Raw genomic sequence first — 17,606 nt, 5'->3', positions numbered from 1 at the left:
GGGTAGCATCCCCATAGCCTAAAATCAGACGTGGATCCTAAGACACTCCGAGGTTTGCTCGATCGAGTTGCGCAACAGGAATTGACGCCCGAGGCCGCCTTCGCGCAATTACGCCAATGGCCCTTCGAGGACCTCGGCTTTGCCCGCGTCGACCATCATCGTGGCGCCCGTCAGGGCGCGCCCGAAGTCGTCATGGCGCAGGGCAAAACACCCGAACAGGTGGCGGCCATCGCCGCCGCTCTCGCCCGCCAGTCACCCAATCTTTTGGTCACCCGCGCCGATGCGGCTGCGGCACAGGCCGTTCAGACCGTCTTGCCCGAAGCCGAGTATCACGTTCTCGCGCGGGTGCTCACCCTCCGCCGCGCCGATCCCGCGCGCGGCGAGGGAACCATCCTGGTCGTATCGGCCGGAACTAGCGATCTGCCCGTTGCCGAAGAAGCCGCGCTCGCCGCCGATCTGTTCGGTGGTCCCGTCGATCGTTTGGTCGACTGTGGCGTCTCCGGCTTGCACCGCCTTTTGGCCGACCTGCCCAAGCTCCAAAGCGCCCGCGTGGTGATCGTCGTCGCCGGCATGGATGGGGCGCTGCCCAGCGTGGTCGGCGGTCTGGTCTCCGCGCCGGTGATTGCCGTGCCCACCAGCGTCGGCTATGGCGCCAGTTTTAAAGGCCTCGCCGCCATGCTCACCATGCTGAATTCCTGCGCCGCCAATGTGGTCACCGTCAATATTGACAACGGCTTCGGCGCCGGTTTCGTCGCCGCCGCAATCAATCGCAAAGTGCAGTAGACTGTCTCAACGATGCAGCGATTTGAACTCTTCGAGCGTCTCGGCGCGGGCGGCATGGGTGAGGTCTATCGCGCCCGCGACACCCGGCTCAACCGCTTTGTTGCGCTCAAATTCCTACCCCGTGAGGCCAGCCCCGCCGCGCGCGAGCGATTTGAGCGCGAAGCGCAAGCCGTCGCTGCCCTCAACCATCCTCACATTTGCGTGCTGTACGAGACCGGCGAGGATGAAAACGGCCGGCCCTTTTTGGTACTTGAGCTGCTCGAAGGCGAAACCCTGCAGGCGCGCCTGGCGCGCGGTCCGCTCGCCGGCGACGCCCTGCTCGACGCTGCTCTCGAAATCGCCGAGGCGCTCGAAGCGGCGCATAAGCAGGGCATCCTGCATCGTGATCTCAAGCCCTCGAACATTTGGGTCCTGCCCGGCGGCCACATCAAGATTCTCGATTTCGGCCTCGCGCGCCTCACCGGCGAAGCGCTTTCGGAAGCCGCGACCTTCGCCGGCGAAGCCGCCCTGCTCACCTCGCCCGGCATGGCCGTGGGCACGGCGCCCTACATGTCGCCCGAGCAGGCGCGCGGCGAGGCGCTCGATGGGCGCTCCGATATTTTCAGCTTTGGCGCCGTGCTCTATGAAATGGCGAGCGGCCGTGCCGCCTTTACGCGCGGCAGCTCCGCGGAAACCGTCTCAGCCATTCTCAAAGAAGAGCCCGCGCAAATGGCGCAGTTGCCACCGGAGCTGGGCCGTATGGTCGCCCGCTGCCTCGAAAAGGACCCGGATCTGCGCTACCAATCCGCCGCCGATCTGCGCATCGAGCTCAAGCGCCTCCGCCGCGGCTCAACCTCGGGCGTCACCGCCGCCGTTCCGGTTGCGAAAAAGAGCAGCCGCGGCCGCCAGATCGCTATTGCCGCCGCCATTGCCGTCGTCGCCGGCGTGGCCTACTGGCTCGTCTCCCGCGCCGCCACGCCCAGCGGCCCGGTGAGGCTCAGTTTTCGCCAGCTCACCTTCACCGGCGATGTTGCCGATGCCGCCATCTCGCCCGATGGTCGCTTTCTCGCCGAAGTTCACAGCGATCCCGCCGGAACCTCGCTGCACCTGCGTTCCATCGCTAATGGCAGTGACGTGCAGATCGTTCCGCCCGGCAACGGGTGCTGCCAGGCTCCGACCATCGCACCGGACGACAGTGTGGTCTACTTTGTCGCCAATCACGTTCTGGAATCGGTTCCCGTCCTCGGCGGCGCGGTCCGCACCGTCGCGCCCAGCGTGTGCAGCGGCGCGGGTGTCGCACCTGACGGCAGCCAGATTGCGTACCTCAGCGCCGAGGGATCAAACCGGACCAGCCGCCTGATGCTCGCCCGGCCCGACGGTTCGCAATCGCGAATGCTCACGCAAGCCCCTGCGGGCGATGCCTACGACGGCCTTTGCTGGACCGACTTATTCAATCCCGACGCGCCCGCCTGGTCGCCCGACGCCCGCACCATTGCCGTAACGCAGGGCACAAGCGGAGGCAAGGGCTTGCCGTCCCTTGCTGCCATCTCGGTCGCGAACGGCAAGACGACGCTGTTGGCTCGCGGTCTCTTTCGCGGTATCGGCAATCTCGCGTGGCTGCCCGGCGGCCGCGCTCTGGTCTTCACCGGCGGCTCGTCAGGGCCGGCCCATCCCCAGCTCTGGCGCGTCGACTGGCCCGGAGGTGAGCCCCTTCAGCTCACGGATGACCTGCAGGGCTATGGCCGCGTCACCGCGTCTGGTTCTGGCGCGATGGCGTTGCTGCACTCCAACCCGCAAGTCTCGGTTTGGGTTCAGGCAAAGATTGGCGGCGGGTTTTCGCAACTGCCAGGCGGCGGGGCCAATGTAGAAGGGAGTGGTGGGCTCGCCTGGACGCCCGACGGGCGGATCATTGCAACCCGGACCTTTGGCGCCAACCCTCAGCTTTGGCTGCAAAGCGCAGACGGTTCGCAGGCCCGCGCGCTTGCCCTGACCGGCCTCAACGCCCCGGTGCTTGGGCCGGCGGTGGCGCCTGATGGATCTGTGTTCTTCAACACCGCTGAGCCCGATTCGTCTAACTTTCGAGTCTGGCGCACCAACCTGGAAGGCGCCCAGCCCACGCCGGTTTCTCCGCCCAACGGCATGTGCTGCCAGCTTGCCTTTATTCGCGCCGGCTCTACCGTTGCCTTCATGTATGAGGACGACAAGGCCAATCAATCCGTCTGGCAGGCGCCCGTGACTGGAGGCGCGGCCAAACCGCTCTGGTCCCATCACATCGGCTACAGCGCCAATGCCGCATCGCCTGACGGAACCGTATTACTGGAAGTCGGCAGCTCGGGCCCAGTGCTGCTCCATATCGACTCCAGCGGGCACGTCGCCTCGGCCACACCTGTCGGGCTCGATACAAAAACGATGCTGCGATCCTATGGCTTTACCCCTGACGGCCGCGCCATTACCTACATTCACCGCCAGGGCTCGGTGGATAACCTCTGGGCCTTCCCGCTCAGTGGCGCCGCTGCCTATCCGCTCACCCACTTCACCGGCCTGTCGATTTACGCCTACGCATTCTCCAAAGATGGCCGCCTCGCCGTCAGCCGCGGCAGCCAGAATACCGACGTCGTCCTCGCCACCGGTCTACCGCGGTGACCAGGTGCGCAGACCCACCGCCTCCGCCGCCTCCAGCATCTGCACCGATAGTTCCTGGACATCGAAACGCTGCCAAATGTTGTTGGAATCGTGCACGCAGCGGCTCGCCGCTGGCTGTGCGCCGAACGGCGCGACCCACCTCCAGCACCGTAAGCCGGGTGGTTACCGGCTCGTGTTCGCCCCGCAGAAATTCGCTCAGCGCCGCCGATTCTGCTTCGATCAGCACCAGCTTAGCCGCGGCTGACGAGTCGAGGTAGTAGCGCGCCATTTAAGGCAACCGTTCTTCTCGCTCCTCTTCGAGAGCGCGGTGGAACGCTGCCGTTTGTTCAGGGCTCAACTGAATGGGCGGTCCAAATCGCACAGTGAACGCGTCGCCGGTTGCAATAGTCCTTCGGCGAACCATTGCTCGCGTCGGGAAACCTTGCCCTCCGGCGGTGTCAGCACGGCAACCAGTTGCCCGCGTCCGGTGACCAGTAACCGCTCGCCCTTCTTCACCCGCCGCAGGTATTCGCTCAGGTTCCGCCGCAGCTCCCGCACGCCCACCCGGTCCGATTTACTGCTCATGCAGCACATGGTAGCACTTGGGCCATTCCCGCTCGCCTGCCATAATCAGGAGCGATGGATGGCAGCAGCGAAGGCGCGCGGCCAGCGCCGGTCAGTGCGCGCCAGCGGCAGGAACTTGACGCATTGGCGGCGTTGCATTCGCCGTATCTAAGCCTCGGTGCGGACGCGCTGGAAGGTGAAACCTTGGCTGCGCGCCTGGCGCGCGGACCGCTCGATCAACCCCTCGAGGTCGCCATCGAGATCGCCACAGGTCTCGAAGGTCCTCACGCCCTTGGCATTTTGCACCGCGGCTTGGCGGCCGGCAAAGTCTGGCTGCTGCCAGACGGCCACATCAAGCTGCTCGGCTTTGGTCTGGTCGAGGGCGACGAATTCGATCCGCGTGCTGACCAGCCGGCGTTCGGCATCGTCCTTGAGGCCTTGGCCAGTGGAGCACAAGCGCGCGCCCTGCGGCGCATCGCCCGCCGCTGCCAGGCGAAACATTCCAGCCGCCGCTTTCAATCGACAACCGCCTTGCGCGAGGCCTTGGAGCGCCTCCGCCCAATCCCTGGCACCGGACGGCGTGGAGCGTCCTGGCGCATCATCGCCTTTGCCGTCATCGCGCTGCTCATTGGTGGCGTGACCTGGCGCAAGTTGGCGTCGCTGTCTTCGGGCCCCTTGCCCGTGCCGGACCTCAGTTTCAGCCAGGCTACTTTCACGGCCAATATCGCCGCCGCAGCGATTTCTCCCGATGGCCTCTATCTGGCGACCATCCATCGTGATCCCGAAGGTGAATCGCTCTATTGGCGGTCAGTGACCGGCGGCCGTGAGCGGCAACTGGTGAGCGACGGCGCGAACTGCTGTTCCGCGCCTGCCATCTCGAGGGACGACGATTGGGTTTATTTCCTCGCAAAGGGCGAACTGCACGCGGTTTCGGTAGCCGCGGGCGGCATGGAGCGGGCGATTGCCCCCGCGCGCAGCAGCGCCGGTTTTGCGCCGGGAGGTCAGCAAATGGCCTTTATCGACGCTTCCGGCCACCTGGAGATAGCGCAGCCGGACGGTACGCAGCCACGGGAACTCTCGTCCACCGCTTACGCGCCGGTCACGCCGGCCTGGTCGCCGGACGGGCAATCGATTGCGGCGGTACGCGGCAACGCGTTGGAGGTAATTTCGGTATCCGACGGTCAGCTATCGAGCCTGGCGGAAGGGAAGTTCTGGAAGCTCTCCGGCCTTGTCTGGCTGCCCAATGGTCGTGGCCTGATCGTTACTGGCGCAACCTCGCCCCACGCAGCAACGCAGCTTTGGCAAGTCCCCTGGCCTAACGGTGCGGTCGCCCAGATTACCGATGACCGCCAGGGCTACAGCAGCGTGTCCGCATCGCGCGACGGTACACTGGCGGTACTCCACAGCACCCCCGAGGCCTCCTTGTGGGCGCAAGCAAAGGTGAACGGTCCGTTCACCGAGCTGCCTGGCGGCGGCCTCACGCGCGATGGGGTCGCCGGACTCGCCTGGCTGAATACCAATTGGCTGCTGACCACCCACGTCTTTCACCACGATCACCAGCTTTGGGCCATGAGCGTCGACGGCGCCCACGCCCGCCCCATTGCGCTGCCGGGAGTCCTGGGCGAGCCGATCGATCCGTTGGTCGCTCCCGACGGCCACATTGTTTTTCTCGCGCGCACGGGCGACGAAGTTCGCGTCTGGCGTGCGAATGCGGATGGCAGCGCCGCCGTGCCGCTGAGTGCGCCGAGCACCAGCTGGACCGGCCTTGCGCTCATTGGCGGCGGCGGCGCCGTGATCGCGAAAGGGCCGGTCAGTCACGCCGCTACCTGCGTGCGCGATCACAACCTCTGGACTCTGCCACGCCGTGGCAGCGCGCCGCATCCGCTCACCCACTTCCGTGACGGTCACATCTTCGCCTACGCCTTTGCCCGCGACGGCCGACTGGCCCTGAGCCGCGGCCGCGACAATACCAATGTCTTTTTGGCCACCGGCATCGCCGCTAAAAAATAAGCGCGCATTCTTTGCGAATGCGCGCTCGCGTACTGCCGAACGAATTTGGCCCTTACGGCTTCACTTTTTGCCCGGCGCGATGGCGTCTTTCACCGCTTTCGCCACGCGGAATTTCACTACGGTTTTGGCGGCGATCTTAATCGTCTCGCCCGTTTGCGGGTTGCGTCCCAGCCGCGCCTTGCGGTTCGACTTCACCAGCTTCCCGAGGCCGGGAAGGGTGAACTGGCCGCTGCGCTTGGTTTCCTTGACCGCCAGTGCGGCCAACTCGTCCAGGTAGCGGGCGGACTCTTTCTTGTTCAGGCCAGTAGCTTCGGCCATGTGAGCAACGATCATTGTCTTGGTCAGTGCTGCCATGCGTCCTCCTCCGGAAGGGTACGAAAATCAAGGTGATTGTACACGAGCAGAGACTAAAAGTGGCATGAACAAGGGAAAATTTTCACTTGGCCTGCAATTTTTTCTGTGCCGGCGGGCCAGTGAGCACGCAGGGCGCTGCCCTGATACAGCGCTTCAAACCCTTGTTCCGACTGGCTGACGCTGTAACGCGGCTCGACCGTCCAGTGACTGGCAGCCGGCGCTTGCAGCTCAAGGTGCAGCCGCCGCCAGCCGTCACACAGTGTCAGCGGACCGGAAGCCAGTTCGCCCTGCCAGTCGAGCGGCAAGCGCCGGTCTTGGTGCAGGATGCCGCGGTCAGCCGCTTGCGGCGCCAGCAGGTTAAAGATCCACTCCAGCGCCAGCGGCTTTTCTGATGCGCCACAAGCAATTGCACAGGCCAGCGTTGCCTGCTTCAGCCGGAACCATTTGCGCGCATCCGTCCCTTGCACTAGCACGCGCCCGGGCTCGGCTCGTACCACCCGGTACGCGGCGCTATCCGCTTCCGCCCCTCGGTATAGCCGGAACCCGTTCGGCGCGCAGGCGTCATACCGCAGTTTGCCCGCCAGTTCCGCTGCTGGCGCCTCGGCTGCCCCGGGCAGGTTCCCCGGGTTGGCCGCCGCGCGCCGCCGCAGGTCCTCATGGTATGCCTCTGGGCGGCGCTGGAGGGAATTGACCAGATTGGCATCAGCAGCGCGCGCATCAATCTCCAGCGTGGTTGCGCCGTCCGCCGGCGCCAGCAGTACCCGCAGCTCCGGCGAACGCATCTCGACGATCTCGCTGCCGTCCCGCAGCAGGTCTAACCGCCGCAGCGCCGGCGCCGGCGCCAGCTTGTCGATCTCCCGGTCGGCCGCGAGTAAATGTGCAAAAGCGACTTGCCGTAAATGCGGCGAGTACAGCCCTCCAAACCAGCCGTGCCAGTAGACATCGTTGCACTCTGCGGCGAGCAGGTGCGTTCGCGCCGTGCCAGCCCCCTCGGCACTGCCACGATAGCCTGTCAGCCGCCGGTGTAAATCCTGCTGCGTTTTGTGCAGCAGATTGGCCTCGGGATATTTGGTCAGAAACCCGCGCCAGCTATGGCTGCCTGCCCAGCGCATCATCTCCGGGTACGACGCCGAAGGAATGTAAACCAGACCGCGCGCCGGATGTGTCTCGAGGTAGCCGCTCAGCCGCACGGTTTCGACCTGGGTCTGCATGCTTTCGAGGCCGTCCAGGAACCGTTGCAGCCAGCCGTCCGCATACACATGCTGCGCCGTATGCGGCCAACTCCCGAACTTTTCCAGGTCATCCCCCATGGTCAGCAGACTCTCCGGCTGCCGTTCCGCTGCCGCCGCCAAAAATGCCAGCCCTTCCGGCTCCGGCCGGAACGGCAGCGCCTGCCGCAGAAAATAATTCGAGGGGATCACTGCTACCGTAGCGCCCTGTGCCTCGGTGAGCCAGTAGCCATGCAGGCCGTCGGCCTGCAAGCCTGCCTGCTGCAGGTGGCCATCGTCGAGCAGCACGTAGTGCATTCCCGCCTGCGCCAGCACTGCCGGCAGATCCGGCTCCCATACCCGCTCCGCCAGCCAGGCCCCCTGCGGCCGGACATGAAAATGCCGCTGCAGGGCTGCGTTCAGCCGCCGTATTTGCTCCTGCTGGTCCGCTGCCGGAATCGCCGCCAGAATCGGCTCGTAATACCCCCCGCCCAGCATTTCCAGCCGCCCCATCTCCACCAGGCCGCGCAAAAGCGCGATGTATTCCGGATGACGCTCCGCCAGCCAGTCCAGCAGAAAGCCAGAAAAGTGCAGGTTCAGTTTCAGCCACTCCCGCTCGCCCGCAGCCTTGATAAACGGCAGGTAGGAAGAGCGGTACGCCTCCTCGATCACCTCGTCGAAATTGTCCACCGGCTGATGCGCATGCAGCGCTAGCGCAAACCTGAGGGCCATGAAACCAAGTTATCAGTTCTCAGTCGTCAGTTCTCAGTTCTGCGGCCGCGCCCTCGGGGTGCCCGTCCTGACGAGCGTTTACTGATAACTGACAACTGTGAACTAAAAATTGAGCGTCCCGCCTAAAATGATGCGCGCATGACTCGCTCCGCTGGAGGCGAACGAGGTATGCAGCAGATCCACCTCGATCAGCCGGATCGATGCCCAGCGCGTGATGTTCAGCTTCAGTCCCGCACCCAACTGCCACGCGAACGTCGAAAATCCTGCCGAACTCGAGGCGTTCGGCGACAACGTGTCCTGCGACAAATGCGCGTAGCCAAATAATGCATTGGCGTAGGGATCGAACACCCGGTGTGGCATTCCAAATTCGGGTCCGAACAGAAACGTCCATTCTGTACTCTTGACGCTCGTCGCCAGCAAAGCTTGCGAGCCCGAGGCGCGGCCGACATCGGCAATCAAACTCAGTCCGGCAGCCTCATGCAGCAGCGGACGCCAGCCGGCCCGCAGATCCCAGCCATTGAGACCCATGGAACCGGTGATGTGCTCATAGCCAAATCCGATCTGATACGGCATCGGCGCTTGCGTGCCTGGCCCAATGGTCATGGTGGGCGACACCCCCATGCGTCCCGCGGGTACGCCCGCCGCTGAGGCCGGAGTCCGCAGGGCGGGGTTGGTGTATGGCGAACCGTTCAGTTCGGCGATCAGGTGAGTGGATTCCGCAGCCGGTTTGATCTTGCCCTCCAGCACGTCCTGCCAGTACTGATGCGGGTACATGGCGCGGTTGCCACTCTCATCCGGCTGCACAATCGCGCCGTTGACGTTGACGCCCGCGAAAATGCCCCGGCTGCGCGCATAGGCGATTACCTGGGAACGCATGGCCGCATCCGTGGCTGCTTCCACGCGCCGCCCGATGGGTCCGGCGGCAGCGGCGGCCGATACCCCCAGCCGCACCTTATTGTTGAGCATGCTCTCCATCCCGTGCCGATCCTTGAAGACAATCAGCAGGTCCGCCGATTCCACTCCGATCTGCGGCCCCAGGCTGGCGCCGCCGATGGCAACGAAGATCGGCGCGCTCCAGCCCTTCATGCCCGTCGTTGCCGCCGCCGGTTGCTTCGGTTGGGCGCCCGGCGGCGTGGACGTGTTGCGGCACATGGCGATGCCTTTCCCATATGTGCCGCCCAAGCCGAGCGCCAGCGTTTTGTAGCCCGGAATGATCATCACGCACTGGCCATTCCGCAGAATGTCTTTTGGGATCTGCGCGCCCGCACCCTCAAAAGCGGAGCGGAATATTGCCGTCGCGTTCTGGATGCGCTGTACATCCTGCGACCGGCTTGATTGGGCGCGGGCGACTGCGCCGCAGGTCATGAGCACCAGCGCTGTGGCCAGCGCGGAAACAACACTGCGGAATTGTTGCTGGGGCATAAGAACTCCTCGGTTTTCAGCCATTGGACCTAGGAGAAGCGTGGACGCGCGGGCCTGTTGCATGAGCGTAGCTGCTGCCCGCCACAGGTATGAGTAAAATGACTAGGGAAGGAGTCCACCATGCCGGACAACCCGTTGAAGCTGAAGCGCGTGCATCACATCGAGTTCTGGGTCGGCAACGCCAAGCAGGCCTCGTTCTATTACCGCAATGCGCTTGGGTTTTCGCAGACCGCCTATACCGGCCTGGAGACCGGAAATCGCAAGCTTTCCGGTTACGTGCTCGAACAGGGCCGGGCGCGGTTCCTGCTCACCACTCCGCTTACACCGGACAGCCCGGTAGCCGAGCACATCCGCCAGCATGGTGACGGCGTCCACGACGTGGCTTTCGAAGTGGATGATGCTGACGCTGCCTTTGTCGCCGCCGTTGCCCGCGGCGCCAAACCGGCCATCGAGCCCCATGACTGGGAAGATGACCTGGGCGTCGTCCGCCACGCCGCCATTCACACCTACGGCGAGACGCTGCATTCCTTCATCTCGCGCAATGGCTACTCCGGCCCCTTCCTGCCCGGCTACAAGCGCGCCGAAATCAAGGCGGAAGGCAAAGGTATCCTGCGCATCGATCACGTGGTGGGCAACGTCGGACTGGGCGAGATGAACCTGTGGGCCGACTGGTACAGCAACGTCCTCGGCTTCAAGCGTTTCATCAGCTTCGACGACAAAGACATCTCGACCGATTACAGCGCCCTCATGAGCATCGTCATGGCCGACGAGTCCGAGTCCATCAAATTCCCCATCAATGAGCCCGCGCCCGGCCGCAAAAAGAGCCAGATCGACGAGTTCCTCGAGTGGTATGGCGGTCCCGGCGTGCAGCACATTGCGCTCCAAACCCGCGACATCCTCTCCAGCGTGACCGCCCTCGCGCGCGATGGCGTGGAGTTCCTGCGCGTGCCCGACGCTTATTACGAGCTGCTGCCCGCCCGCGTCGGCAAAATCGACCAGTCCATGCACGAAATCCAGAAACTCGGCGTGCTCGTCGACCGCGACCAGGACGGCTACCTGCTGCAAATTTTCTCCAAGCCCGTCGAAGACCGCCCTACGCTGTTTTTTGAAATCATTGACCGCCACGGCTGCCGCGGCTTCGGCAAGGGCAACTTCCGGGCCCTGTTCGAGGCCATCGAGCGCGAGCAGGCCGTGCGCGGTAATCTCTAGGAAGCGAGCCGCCTCTCCATGCCCGTTTACCATCGTTTAGGGCAGTTGCCCGCCAAACGCCATAGCATCTTCCGCCAGGCGGATGGCTCGCTGCACCCGGAAGAACTCATCGGCAACCACGGCTTTACCGGTCCCTCTTCGCTGCTCTATCACCTCCACGCGCCCACCCGCGTCACCGCCATTCGCCATCTGCTCACCCAGGCGCTGGAGGCCGACACCGATCCCACCTTCCGCCATCGCCATTTCAAGACGGGCCAGCTCGCTCTGGCCGCCAGTCCCACCCTCGACCGCCGGCCGCTGCTGTTCAATGCCGACGTGGCCATGAGCGTCGTCCGCGCCACCCGCCCCGACTCGTTCTATTACCGCAATGCCTCCGCCGACGAGTTGGTCTATCTGAGCGAAGGCGAAGGCACGCTGGAGTCACTCCTGGGTTCGATTCCCGTCCGCCGCGGCGATTACGTCCTCATTCCGCGCGGCATCCTGCACCGCTTCGTCTTCTCGGGCGAACTTCGTGCCGTGGTGTTTGAAAGCGCCGGCTACATCCGCACCCCCAAACGCTACCGCAACGAATTCGGCCAACTGCTGGAGTCAGCCCCCTATTGCGAACGTGATTTCCGCGCGCCCTCCGAGCTGCCCGTGCACAATGAAGCGGGCGAATTCCGAATGGTCATCAAGAAGGGCGATCAGATCCAGGAAGTCACGCTCGATCACCACCCCCTTGACGTGGTCGGCTGGGACGGCTACTACTACCCCTACGCCTTCAACATCGCTGACTTCGAACCCCGCGTCGGCCGCTTCCATCTGCCGCCTCCGGTGCATCAGACCTTCGAAGGCGATGGCTTTGTCGTCTGCTCCTTCTGCCCGCGCCCGTTCGACTTCGACGCCCAGGGCGTTCCCGCGCCCTACAACCACTCCAACGTCATGTCTGACGAGGTGCTCTACTACGCCAACGCCGAGTTCATGAGTCGCAAAGGCATCGAATACGGCTCCGTTACCCTGCATCCGGATGGCATCCCCCACGGCCCTCATCCCGGCCGTACCGAAGACTCCCTCGGCAAGCCTAAAACCAACGAACTCGCCGTCATGATGGATACCTTCCGCCCGCTACAAGTCGCCGCACCCGCCCTCGCCATCGAAGACACCGATTACTACCGCTCCTGGGTCGAAGACAGCGGCGCGCACCCGCTTACCGGCGGCCTATGATCGACTCGCAACGCGCCCTGCTCGCCGGAGCCATCGACTACGCAGGCCTGTTTCCCCCGGCCTCGCTCGACATGGCGCAGGCGGCAGGGAACTACCGCCGCTACCTGGCGAGCGAAGATCGCTGGGCGCTGAACCGTTTCATCTGCCCCGTCGGCCGCCTGCAGGAGCTGGCGATTGCCCGCGGCCACGGCGGCGATCCCTGGCGCATCGCCGCCGCAGGCTCGGGCGAGCCCTACGAAGAAGCCGCGGCGATCGCCCGTTTCAATCAGGACTATTACGGCCGCCTCCGCGTCGAAGCCATCGAAGCCAAAACCCCCGATGCCCACGCGGTTGCCACGCGCGTGGCGGCTCATCGCGGCCTGGAATGCTTCTGTGAGCTCAACCCCGCTGCTCCGGAATTCCGCTCTACCGCCGAAGCCGTGCAGCGCGCCGGCGTCCATGCCAAGCTCCGCACCGGCGGCGTCGTCGCCGAAGCCATCCCCAGCCTCGAGCTGGTGCTGCATTTCCTGACCACCTGCCACGACCTCGGCATCAGCTTCAAAGCCACCGCCGGCTTGCACCACCCATTCTGCGGCTCCTATCCCCTGACCTATGAGCCAGATGCCCCGCAGGCCCTCATGTACGGCTTCCTCAATCTGGCCCTCGCCGCCACCGCCCTCGCAAGTGGCGCCGACCCCGCCCGCGCCGCCGAGCTGCTCGCGGCCGCCGACCCCTGGTCCCTGACCCCCGACCCCTGGCCCCTGTCAAGCATCGAAGCCGGCCGCCGTTTCTTTCTTGGTTTCGGCTCCTGCTCCTTCGAGGAGCCTCTGCTATGGTTGCGCCCTCCAGCTTGACGCTTGCCCACACCTAACAAAAGCGGCAGCTTGCAGGAACCCGGAGCGCCAGCGGGCGGACCCTGCCGGGAATCGAAGCCCGTACTCCAAGCGACCAACGGGAGCGACTAGGGCAAAAAGTGGCGAGCCACGCATCGTTGACGAGCGCCCCCACGGTTTTACCTTCTGCGGTGGCTCGTGCGCGGAACCGGCGGTACAGCTTCGCGTCCAGGTTGCGGATTGTGGTATCCATGCAACCGTTGTAACACTTGTGTTACCTGTGTGCGCACGGGCGCGAGCCCTTAGTCGTAATACTCCAGCCCCAGGTGGGTGATCATCTCTTCGCCCTTGATGTGCCGCATGGTGTTCTTCATCTTCATCGACTGAATGAACAGGTCGTGCTCCGGGTACAGCCCCGGCGGCGTGATTGGGCTCTTGAAGTAGAACGACAGCCACTCCTGAATGCCAATGCCCCGCAACGAAGGCGTCCGCTGCGCCAGATCCATCAGCAGCACCAGATCGAGTGCCACCGGTGCCGCTAGAATCGAGTCCCGGCACAAAAAGTCAACCTTGATCTGCATCGGATAGCCCAGCCATCCGAAAATATCGATATTGTCCCAACCTTCTTTGTTATCACCACGTGGCGGGTAATAGTTGATCCGCACCTTGTGGTAAAAATCCTTGTACAGGTCCGGATACAAATCCGGCTGCAGGATGTGGTTGAGCACCGACAGCTTCGACTCCTCCTTGGTCTTGAACGACTCCGGATCATCGAGCACTTCGCCGTCGCGGTTGCCCAGGATGTTGGTCGAAAACCAGCCGTGCAGGCCCAGCATGCGCGCCTTCAGCCCGGGCGCCAGAATGGTTTTCATCAGCGTCTGGCCGGTCTTAAAGTCCTTGCCGCAAATCGGCGCTTGCATCCGCTTCGACAGCTCCAGCAGCGCGCCCGTGTCGGTCGTCAGGTTGGGCGCTCCGTTGGCAAAGGGCACGCCTTCCTGCAGCGCGGCGTAGGCGTAGATCATGCTCGGGGCAATGTCGGGATGGTTTGCCTTGAGCCCCGCTTCAAACGCTTCCAGTGTGGCATGCACCGGGCCGGGTGCGCGATAGGCCTCCGTCGAGGCGCACCAGATCATCACCAGCCGGTCGCAGGCGTTTTTGGCCTTGAAGTTGCGGATATCCTCGCGCAGCATCTCCGCCAACGCCAGTTTATTGGCGCCCGTTTTCACATTCGGCCCATCCAGCCGCTTGACGAAGTTCTTGTCAAACACCGCCGGCATCGGCCGGATGGAGGCCAGCAGCGGCTTCACTTGCTGCAGCAGATCCTTATCCAGCACCTTGGCGTGGCTCGCCGCCTGAAAACAGTTGTCGTTGTAGATATCCCAGCCGCCAAACACCAATTGGTCCAACCCCGCCAGAGGCAGGAATTCCTTGATCAACGGCGTGCGCTTATCGGTCCGTTTGCCCAGCCGAATGGTCCCCATCTGGGTGAGCGAGCCGATGGGCTTGGCGTGACCGTGCCGCACCGCCTCCACCCCGGCAATAAAGGTCGTGCTGACCGCGCCCAGCCCGGGAATGAGCACTCCCAGCTTGCCCTTGGCGGGCGCAATCCTTTCCGCAGCATTGGTTTTCACATCCGTTATGGTAGCGCGATCAGCGGTAATTTTGCAGCAGCATCGGGCACCGCCGCCGTGACTGCCCTGGCTGTGCCAGCGATCCCAACCCAGCGGAGGGCGTCGCAGAGCCGCGCGGCCGCGCCTCCGTTTACACTCAATTCATGGCAGCGCGTGCGTTGATAAAAGCACCTTGGCGGCAGCTTGGAGGATCCCGGAAGGCCAGCGGGCGGACCCTGCCGGGAATCGAAGCCCGCACTCCAAGCGACCAACGGGAGCGACCAGGGCAAAAAGTGGCGAGCCACTCCCCGGGTCTGTGCACTCTGAACGAGCTCTTGCTCTGGCATGGCGAGGGCCGCATCCCGTTGCGCCGCTTCGCCAAGCGCCACGGCTGCTGGCAGGGTCTCGATTCCGCGGTCTTCTACGCGCAAGTCCGCGCCCTCGAAGCCGGTCTGCGGCTGCGCTTGGGTGCGGCGCCCGGAGAGCGCGTCGCGATCCTCGCCGAGAGCAGCCCGGAATGGCTGCTCGCCGACTTTGCCTGCCTCGCTGCCGGAGTCATCGACGTTCCCATCTATCCCACTCTGACCGCCGAGCAAGTCGCCTTCATCCTCAACGATTGCGCCGCCGTCGGCGCCTTCGTCTCCACTCCCGCCCAAGCCGCCAAAATCCACGCCCAACAATCCGCACTGCCGGCCTTGCGCTGGATTTGCTGCTTCGCCGATTCCGATGGCGGCAGTTTGGAGGAGCCCGGAGCGCCAGCGGGCGGACCCTGCCGGGAGTCGAAGGCCGCACTCCAAGCGACCAACGGGAGCGACCAGGGCAAAAAGTGGCGAGCCACCTGGACTGAACTGCTCGCGCACGAACCCGGCGACTCCGCCGCCGCTTTCGCCGGCCGCCTGCGCACCACCCCGCCGGAGCAGCCCGCCACTCTGCTCTATACCTCCGGCACCACCGGCTCCCCCAAAGGCGTTCTGCTCACCCATGCCAACCTGTGCGCCAACCTGAATTACTCGACCCTGGATTTCGACTACGGTCACGACGAACGGAGGCTGTCGATCCTGCCCCTGTCGCATATCACCGAACGGCACATGGCCTACGTCGATATGCTCTACGGCGGGGAAATGTACTTCGCCGAAAGCCTCGACCGCGTGCCCGACTATCTGCGCGAGTTGCAACCCACGGCGCTGGTCTCCGTGCCACGCCTGTACGAAAAAGTTGCTGACGCCGTCCAGGCGCAAGTTGCCCAAAAATCCGCCCTGGCGCAATTCCTGTTCCGTTGGGCCGTAAAAACGGGCGAGGCCATGATCCCCTATCGCCTCGAAGGTCGCACCGCCCCCGCCTGGCTCCGCTTGCGGGCGGCGCTGGCCGACCGTGTAGCTGGCCGCAAGCTGCGCGCCAAGCTCGGTGGCCACCTGAGCAAAATCATCAGCGGCGGCGCCGCCCTTGCGCCTGCGGTTGCGCGCTTGCTGCTCGCGCTCGGCGTCATGGTGGATGAAGGCTACGGCCTGAGCGAGACCTCGCCCGTCATCGCCCTCAGCCGCCCCGGCGGCCGCCGCCTGGGCTCCGTCGGCCGTCCGTTGGAGAACGTCGAGGTCAAAATCGCCCCCGACGGCGAAATTCTGGTGCGCGGCCCCGCCGTGTTTGCCGGCTACTACCATCTGCGTGAAGAAACCGCCGCCGCCCTCCAGGACGGCTGGTTCCACACCGGCGATGTCGGTCGTCTCGATGCCGACGGCTTTCTCTACCTCACCGACCGCAAGAAGGACTTGCTCAAGACTTCCGGCGGCAAATTCATCGCCCCGCAACCCATCGAGGCGAAACTCAAAGCCTCCGGCCTGATCGCCGAAGCCGTCGTCATCGGCGACGGTCACAACTACGCCGTGGCCCTGCTCGTGCCCAATTGGCCCGCCCTCGAAGCGCAAAACATCGCCTGCGCCGACCACCCCGCCGCCTGCACCAGTGATTCCGTTCGTGCCGTATTCTCCACCGAAGTCGAGCGCGTCAACGCCACCCTGGCCCGTTTCGAGACCATCAAGAAGTTCGCCCTCATCCCCTCCGACTTCACCATCGAAAGTGGCGAGCTCACGCCCACCATCAAGGTCCGCCGCCGCGCCGTGGAGGCCAACTACCGCGACGTTATTGCCGGCCTCTACCGCTGACCGCGATCTCAATGAACGCCAAGGCTGCCCGCCCCAAGGCACGATCACGCCGAAAAATCAGCCCCAGCTCGCGGTAGAGCTTGCGCCCGGCAATTTCCATCAGTACCAACTCTCCTGCCCGTTCTTCGGCCGCCGCCAACGACCGCGCTACAAAGGCCACCCCCAACCCCGCTGCGGCAAACCCTTTCAGCAGCTCGGTCGAGTCCAACTCCATCGAAATCTGCATCGGCCCCAACGGTGCCAGCAGTTGCTCAATCGCCTCCCGCGTCTGTCCTGAGCGCGGCAACAGCAGCGGCTCTCCTGTCAGCTCTCCGGCGTCTACCGTCCCGCTCCGCACGAGTCGGTGTCCCGGCGCCACCACCGCCACGATCTCATCCCGTTGCAAGGGTACGACCTTGAGCCGTGCATCCCGCACCGGCAGGGAAACCACGCCAAAGTCCGCCCGGAGCTCCAGCACGTCCTCCAGAATGTCGTTGTGCTCCCCGCGCCGGATATGCACCGCCACCGCTGGATGTTGCCGCTTGAATGCCGCAAACACCTCCGGCAGCACGTGCAGGCAACTGCCCTCGTTGGCCGCAATCCGCAATTCGCCCCGCGGGCTCTGCGCCAGATCCGCCAGCGCCCGCCGCCCCTCCTGCCGCAAGGCCACCAGCCGCTGGGCAAAGTCCTGCCACACCCGGCCGGCTTCGGTCAGCGCCACCCGGCCGCCGCTGCGGTCGAACAGCCGTTCGCCCAGCTCGTCTTCCAGCAGCCGAATCTGCGCGCTGATCGCCGGCTGCGTTCGGAAGCAGCTCATGGCGGCGCGGCTGAATGAGTTGAGCCGTGCGACTTCAAGAAACGCATGAAGCTGGTCAAAATCCATAGCCGCTATAAAAAGAATCGATTGGCGCCCGCCGCGTCAGGCCGCTTACGATGACCAAGTATTTTATCCCCAAAGGA

Annotated in this window: 13 protein-coding genes and 1 pseudogene; 7 read left to right on the top strand and 7 right to left on the bottom strand. The window is 64.4% G+C overall.

Annotated elements, in window-relative coordinates; translation table 11 throughout:
* Nucleotides 1-30: 30 nt before the first annotated feature.
* Complete coding sequence (larB, locus tag EPN33_09615) at nt 31-783, top strand: nickel pincer cofactor biosynthesis protein LarB (GenBank protein TAN21906.1); 753 nt, start codon at nt 31-33, stop codon at nt 781-783.
* A 12-nt stretch (nt 784-795) separates the two neighbouring features.
* Nucleotides 796-3,405 (top strand): serine/threonine-protein kinase, encoded by a 2,610-nt coding sequence (locus EPN33_09610; GenBank protein TAN21905.1) that lies wholly within the window; start codon nt 796-798, stop codon nt 3,403-3,405.
* Nucleotides 3,406-3,738: 333 nt separating this feature from the next.
* Here EPN33_09610 and EPN33_09605 read toward each other — a convergent pair whose 3' ends face one another.
* Entirely contained in the window at nt 3,739-3,969 is a 231-nt protein-coding gene (locus EPN33_09605; GenBank protein TAN21904.1) for a type II toxin-antitoxin system prevent-host-death family antitoxin, read from the bottom strand.
* 54 nt (nt 3,970-4,023) lie between these two features.
* On the opposite strand from EPN33_09605, the gene EPN33_09600 reads away from it, so the two are divergent.
* Nucleotides 4,024-5,958: a hypothetical protein gene (locus EPN33_09600; protein ID TAN21903.1), complete on the top strand. Its 1,935-nt coding sequence runs from the start codon at nt 4,024-4,026 to the stop codon at nt 5,956-5,958.
* Between the two features lie 60 nt (nt 5,959-6,018).
* On the opposite strand, the gene EPN33_09595 is transcribed toward EPN33_09600, so the two are convergent.
* From EPN33_09595 to EPN33_09585, 3 genes are all read right to left on the bottom strand, one after another.
* Nucleotides 6,019-6,312 (bottom strand): HU family DNA-binding protein, encoded by a 294-nt coding sequence (locus tag EPN33_09595; protein TAN21902.1) that lies wholly within the window; start codon nt 6,310-6,312, stop codon nt 6,019-6,021.
* A gap of 53 nt (nt 6,313-6,365) precedes the next feature.
* Nucleotides 6,366-8,252, bottom strand: a complete 1,887-nt coding sequence (locus tag EPN33_09590) for a DUF1926 domain-containing protein (protein TAN21901.1) — start codon at nt 8,250-8,252, stop codon at nt 6,366-6,368.
* 102 nt (nt 8,253-8,354) lie between these two features.
* Nucleotides 8,355-9,737 (bottom strand): hypothetical protein, encoded by a 1,383-nt coding sequence (locus EPN33_09585; protein TAN21900.1) that lies wholly within the window; start codon nt 9,735-9,737, stop codon nt 8,355-8,357.
* Between the two features lie 57 nt (nt 9,738-9,794).
* Here EPN33_09585 and hppD point away from each other — a divergent pair, with 57 nt between their 5' ends.
* Together hppD and EPN33_09575 are read left to right on the top strand one after the other, a co-directional pair.
* Nucleotides 9,795-10,883, top strand: coding sequence for a 4-hydroxyphenylpyruvate dioxygenase (gene hppD, locus EPN33_09580; GenBank protein TAN21899.1), 1,089 nt, complete (start codon nt 9,795-9,797; stop codon nt 10,881-10,883).
* 18 nt (nt 10,884-10,901) lie between these two features.
* A complete protein-coding gene (locus tag EPN33_09575) occupies nt 10,902-12,086 on the top strand; it encodes a homogentisate 1,2-dioxygenase (GenBank protein ID TAN21898.1) in 1,185 nt (394 codons plus the stop codon).
* Here the strand turns inward: EPN33_09575 and EPN33_09570 are convergent.
* The gene (locus EPN33_09570; GenBank protein TAN21897.1) at nt 12,032-12,649 is read right to left on the bottom strand and encodes a hypothetical protein; all 618 of its coding nucleotides are present in this window, start codon (nt 12,647-12,649) and stop codon (nt 12,032-12,034) included. The two genes, EPN33_09575 and EPN33_09570, sit on opposite strands and share 55 nt — an antisense overlap.
* Before the next feature lie 76 nt (nt 12,650-12,725).
* Between EPN33_09570 and EPN33_09565 the strand changes: the two are divergent.
* Nucleotides 12,726-12,806: pseudogene (locus EPN33_09565) on the top strand (transglycosylase).
* 394 nt (nt 12,807-13,200) lie between these two features.
* Here EPN33_09565 and EPN33_09560 read toward each other — a convergent pair.
* On the bottom strand, nt 13,201-14,538 hold the full coding sequence (locus EPN33_09560; protein ID TAN21896.1) for an inositol-3-phosphate synthase: 1,338 nt from the start codon (nt 14,536-14,538) through the stop codon (nt 13,201-13,203).
* Between the two features lie 134 nt (nt 14,539-14,672).
* Between EPN33_09560 and EPN33_09555 the strand changes: the two genes are divergently transcribed.
* Complete coding sequence (locus EPN33_09555) at nt 14,673-16,667, top strand: long-chain fatty acid--CoA ligase (protein ID TAN21895.1); 1,995 nt, start codon at nt 14,673-14,675, stop codon at nt 16,665-16,667.
* Here the strand turns inward: EPN33_09555 and EPN33_09550 are convergent.
* Nucleotides 16,645-17,529: a LysR family transcriptional regulator gene (locus EPN33_09550; protein TAN21894.1), complete on the bottom strand. Its 885-nt coding sequence runs from the start codon at nt 17,527-17,529 to the stop codon at nt 16,645-16,647. The genes EPN33_09555 and EPN33_09550 overlap by 23 nt on opposite strands.
* Nucleotides 17,530-17,606: the final 77 nt, after the last annotated feature.

Source organism: Acidobacteriota bacterium (genome assembly GCA_004299485.1).
Taxonomy (GTDB): Bacteria; Acidobacteriota; Terriglobia; order Terriglobales; family SCQP01; genus SCQP01.
The sequence above is the reverse complement of the archived record's forward strand: the minus strand, read 5'-3'. Positions and strand labels throughout refer to the sequence as shown.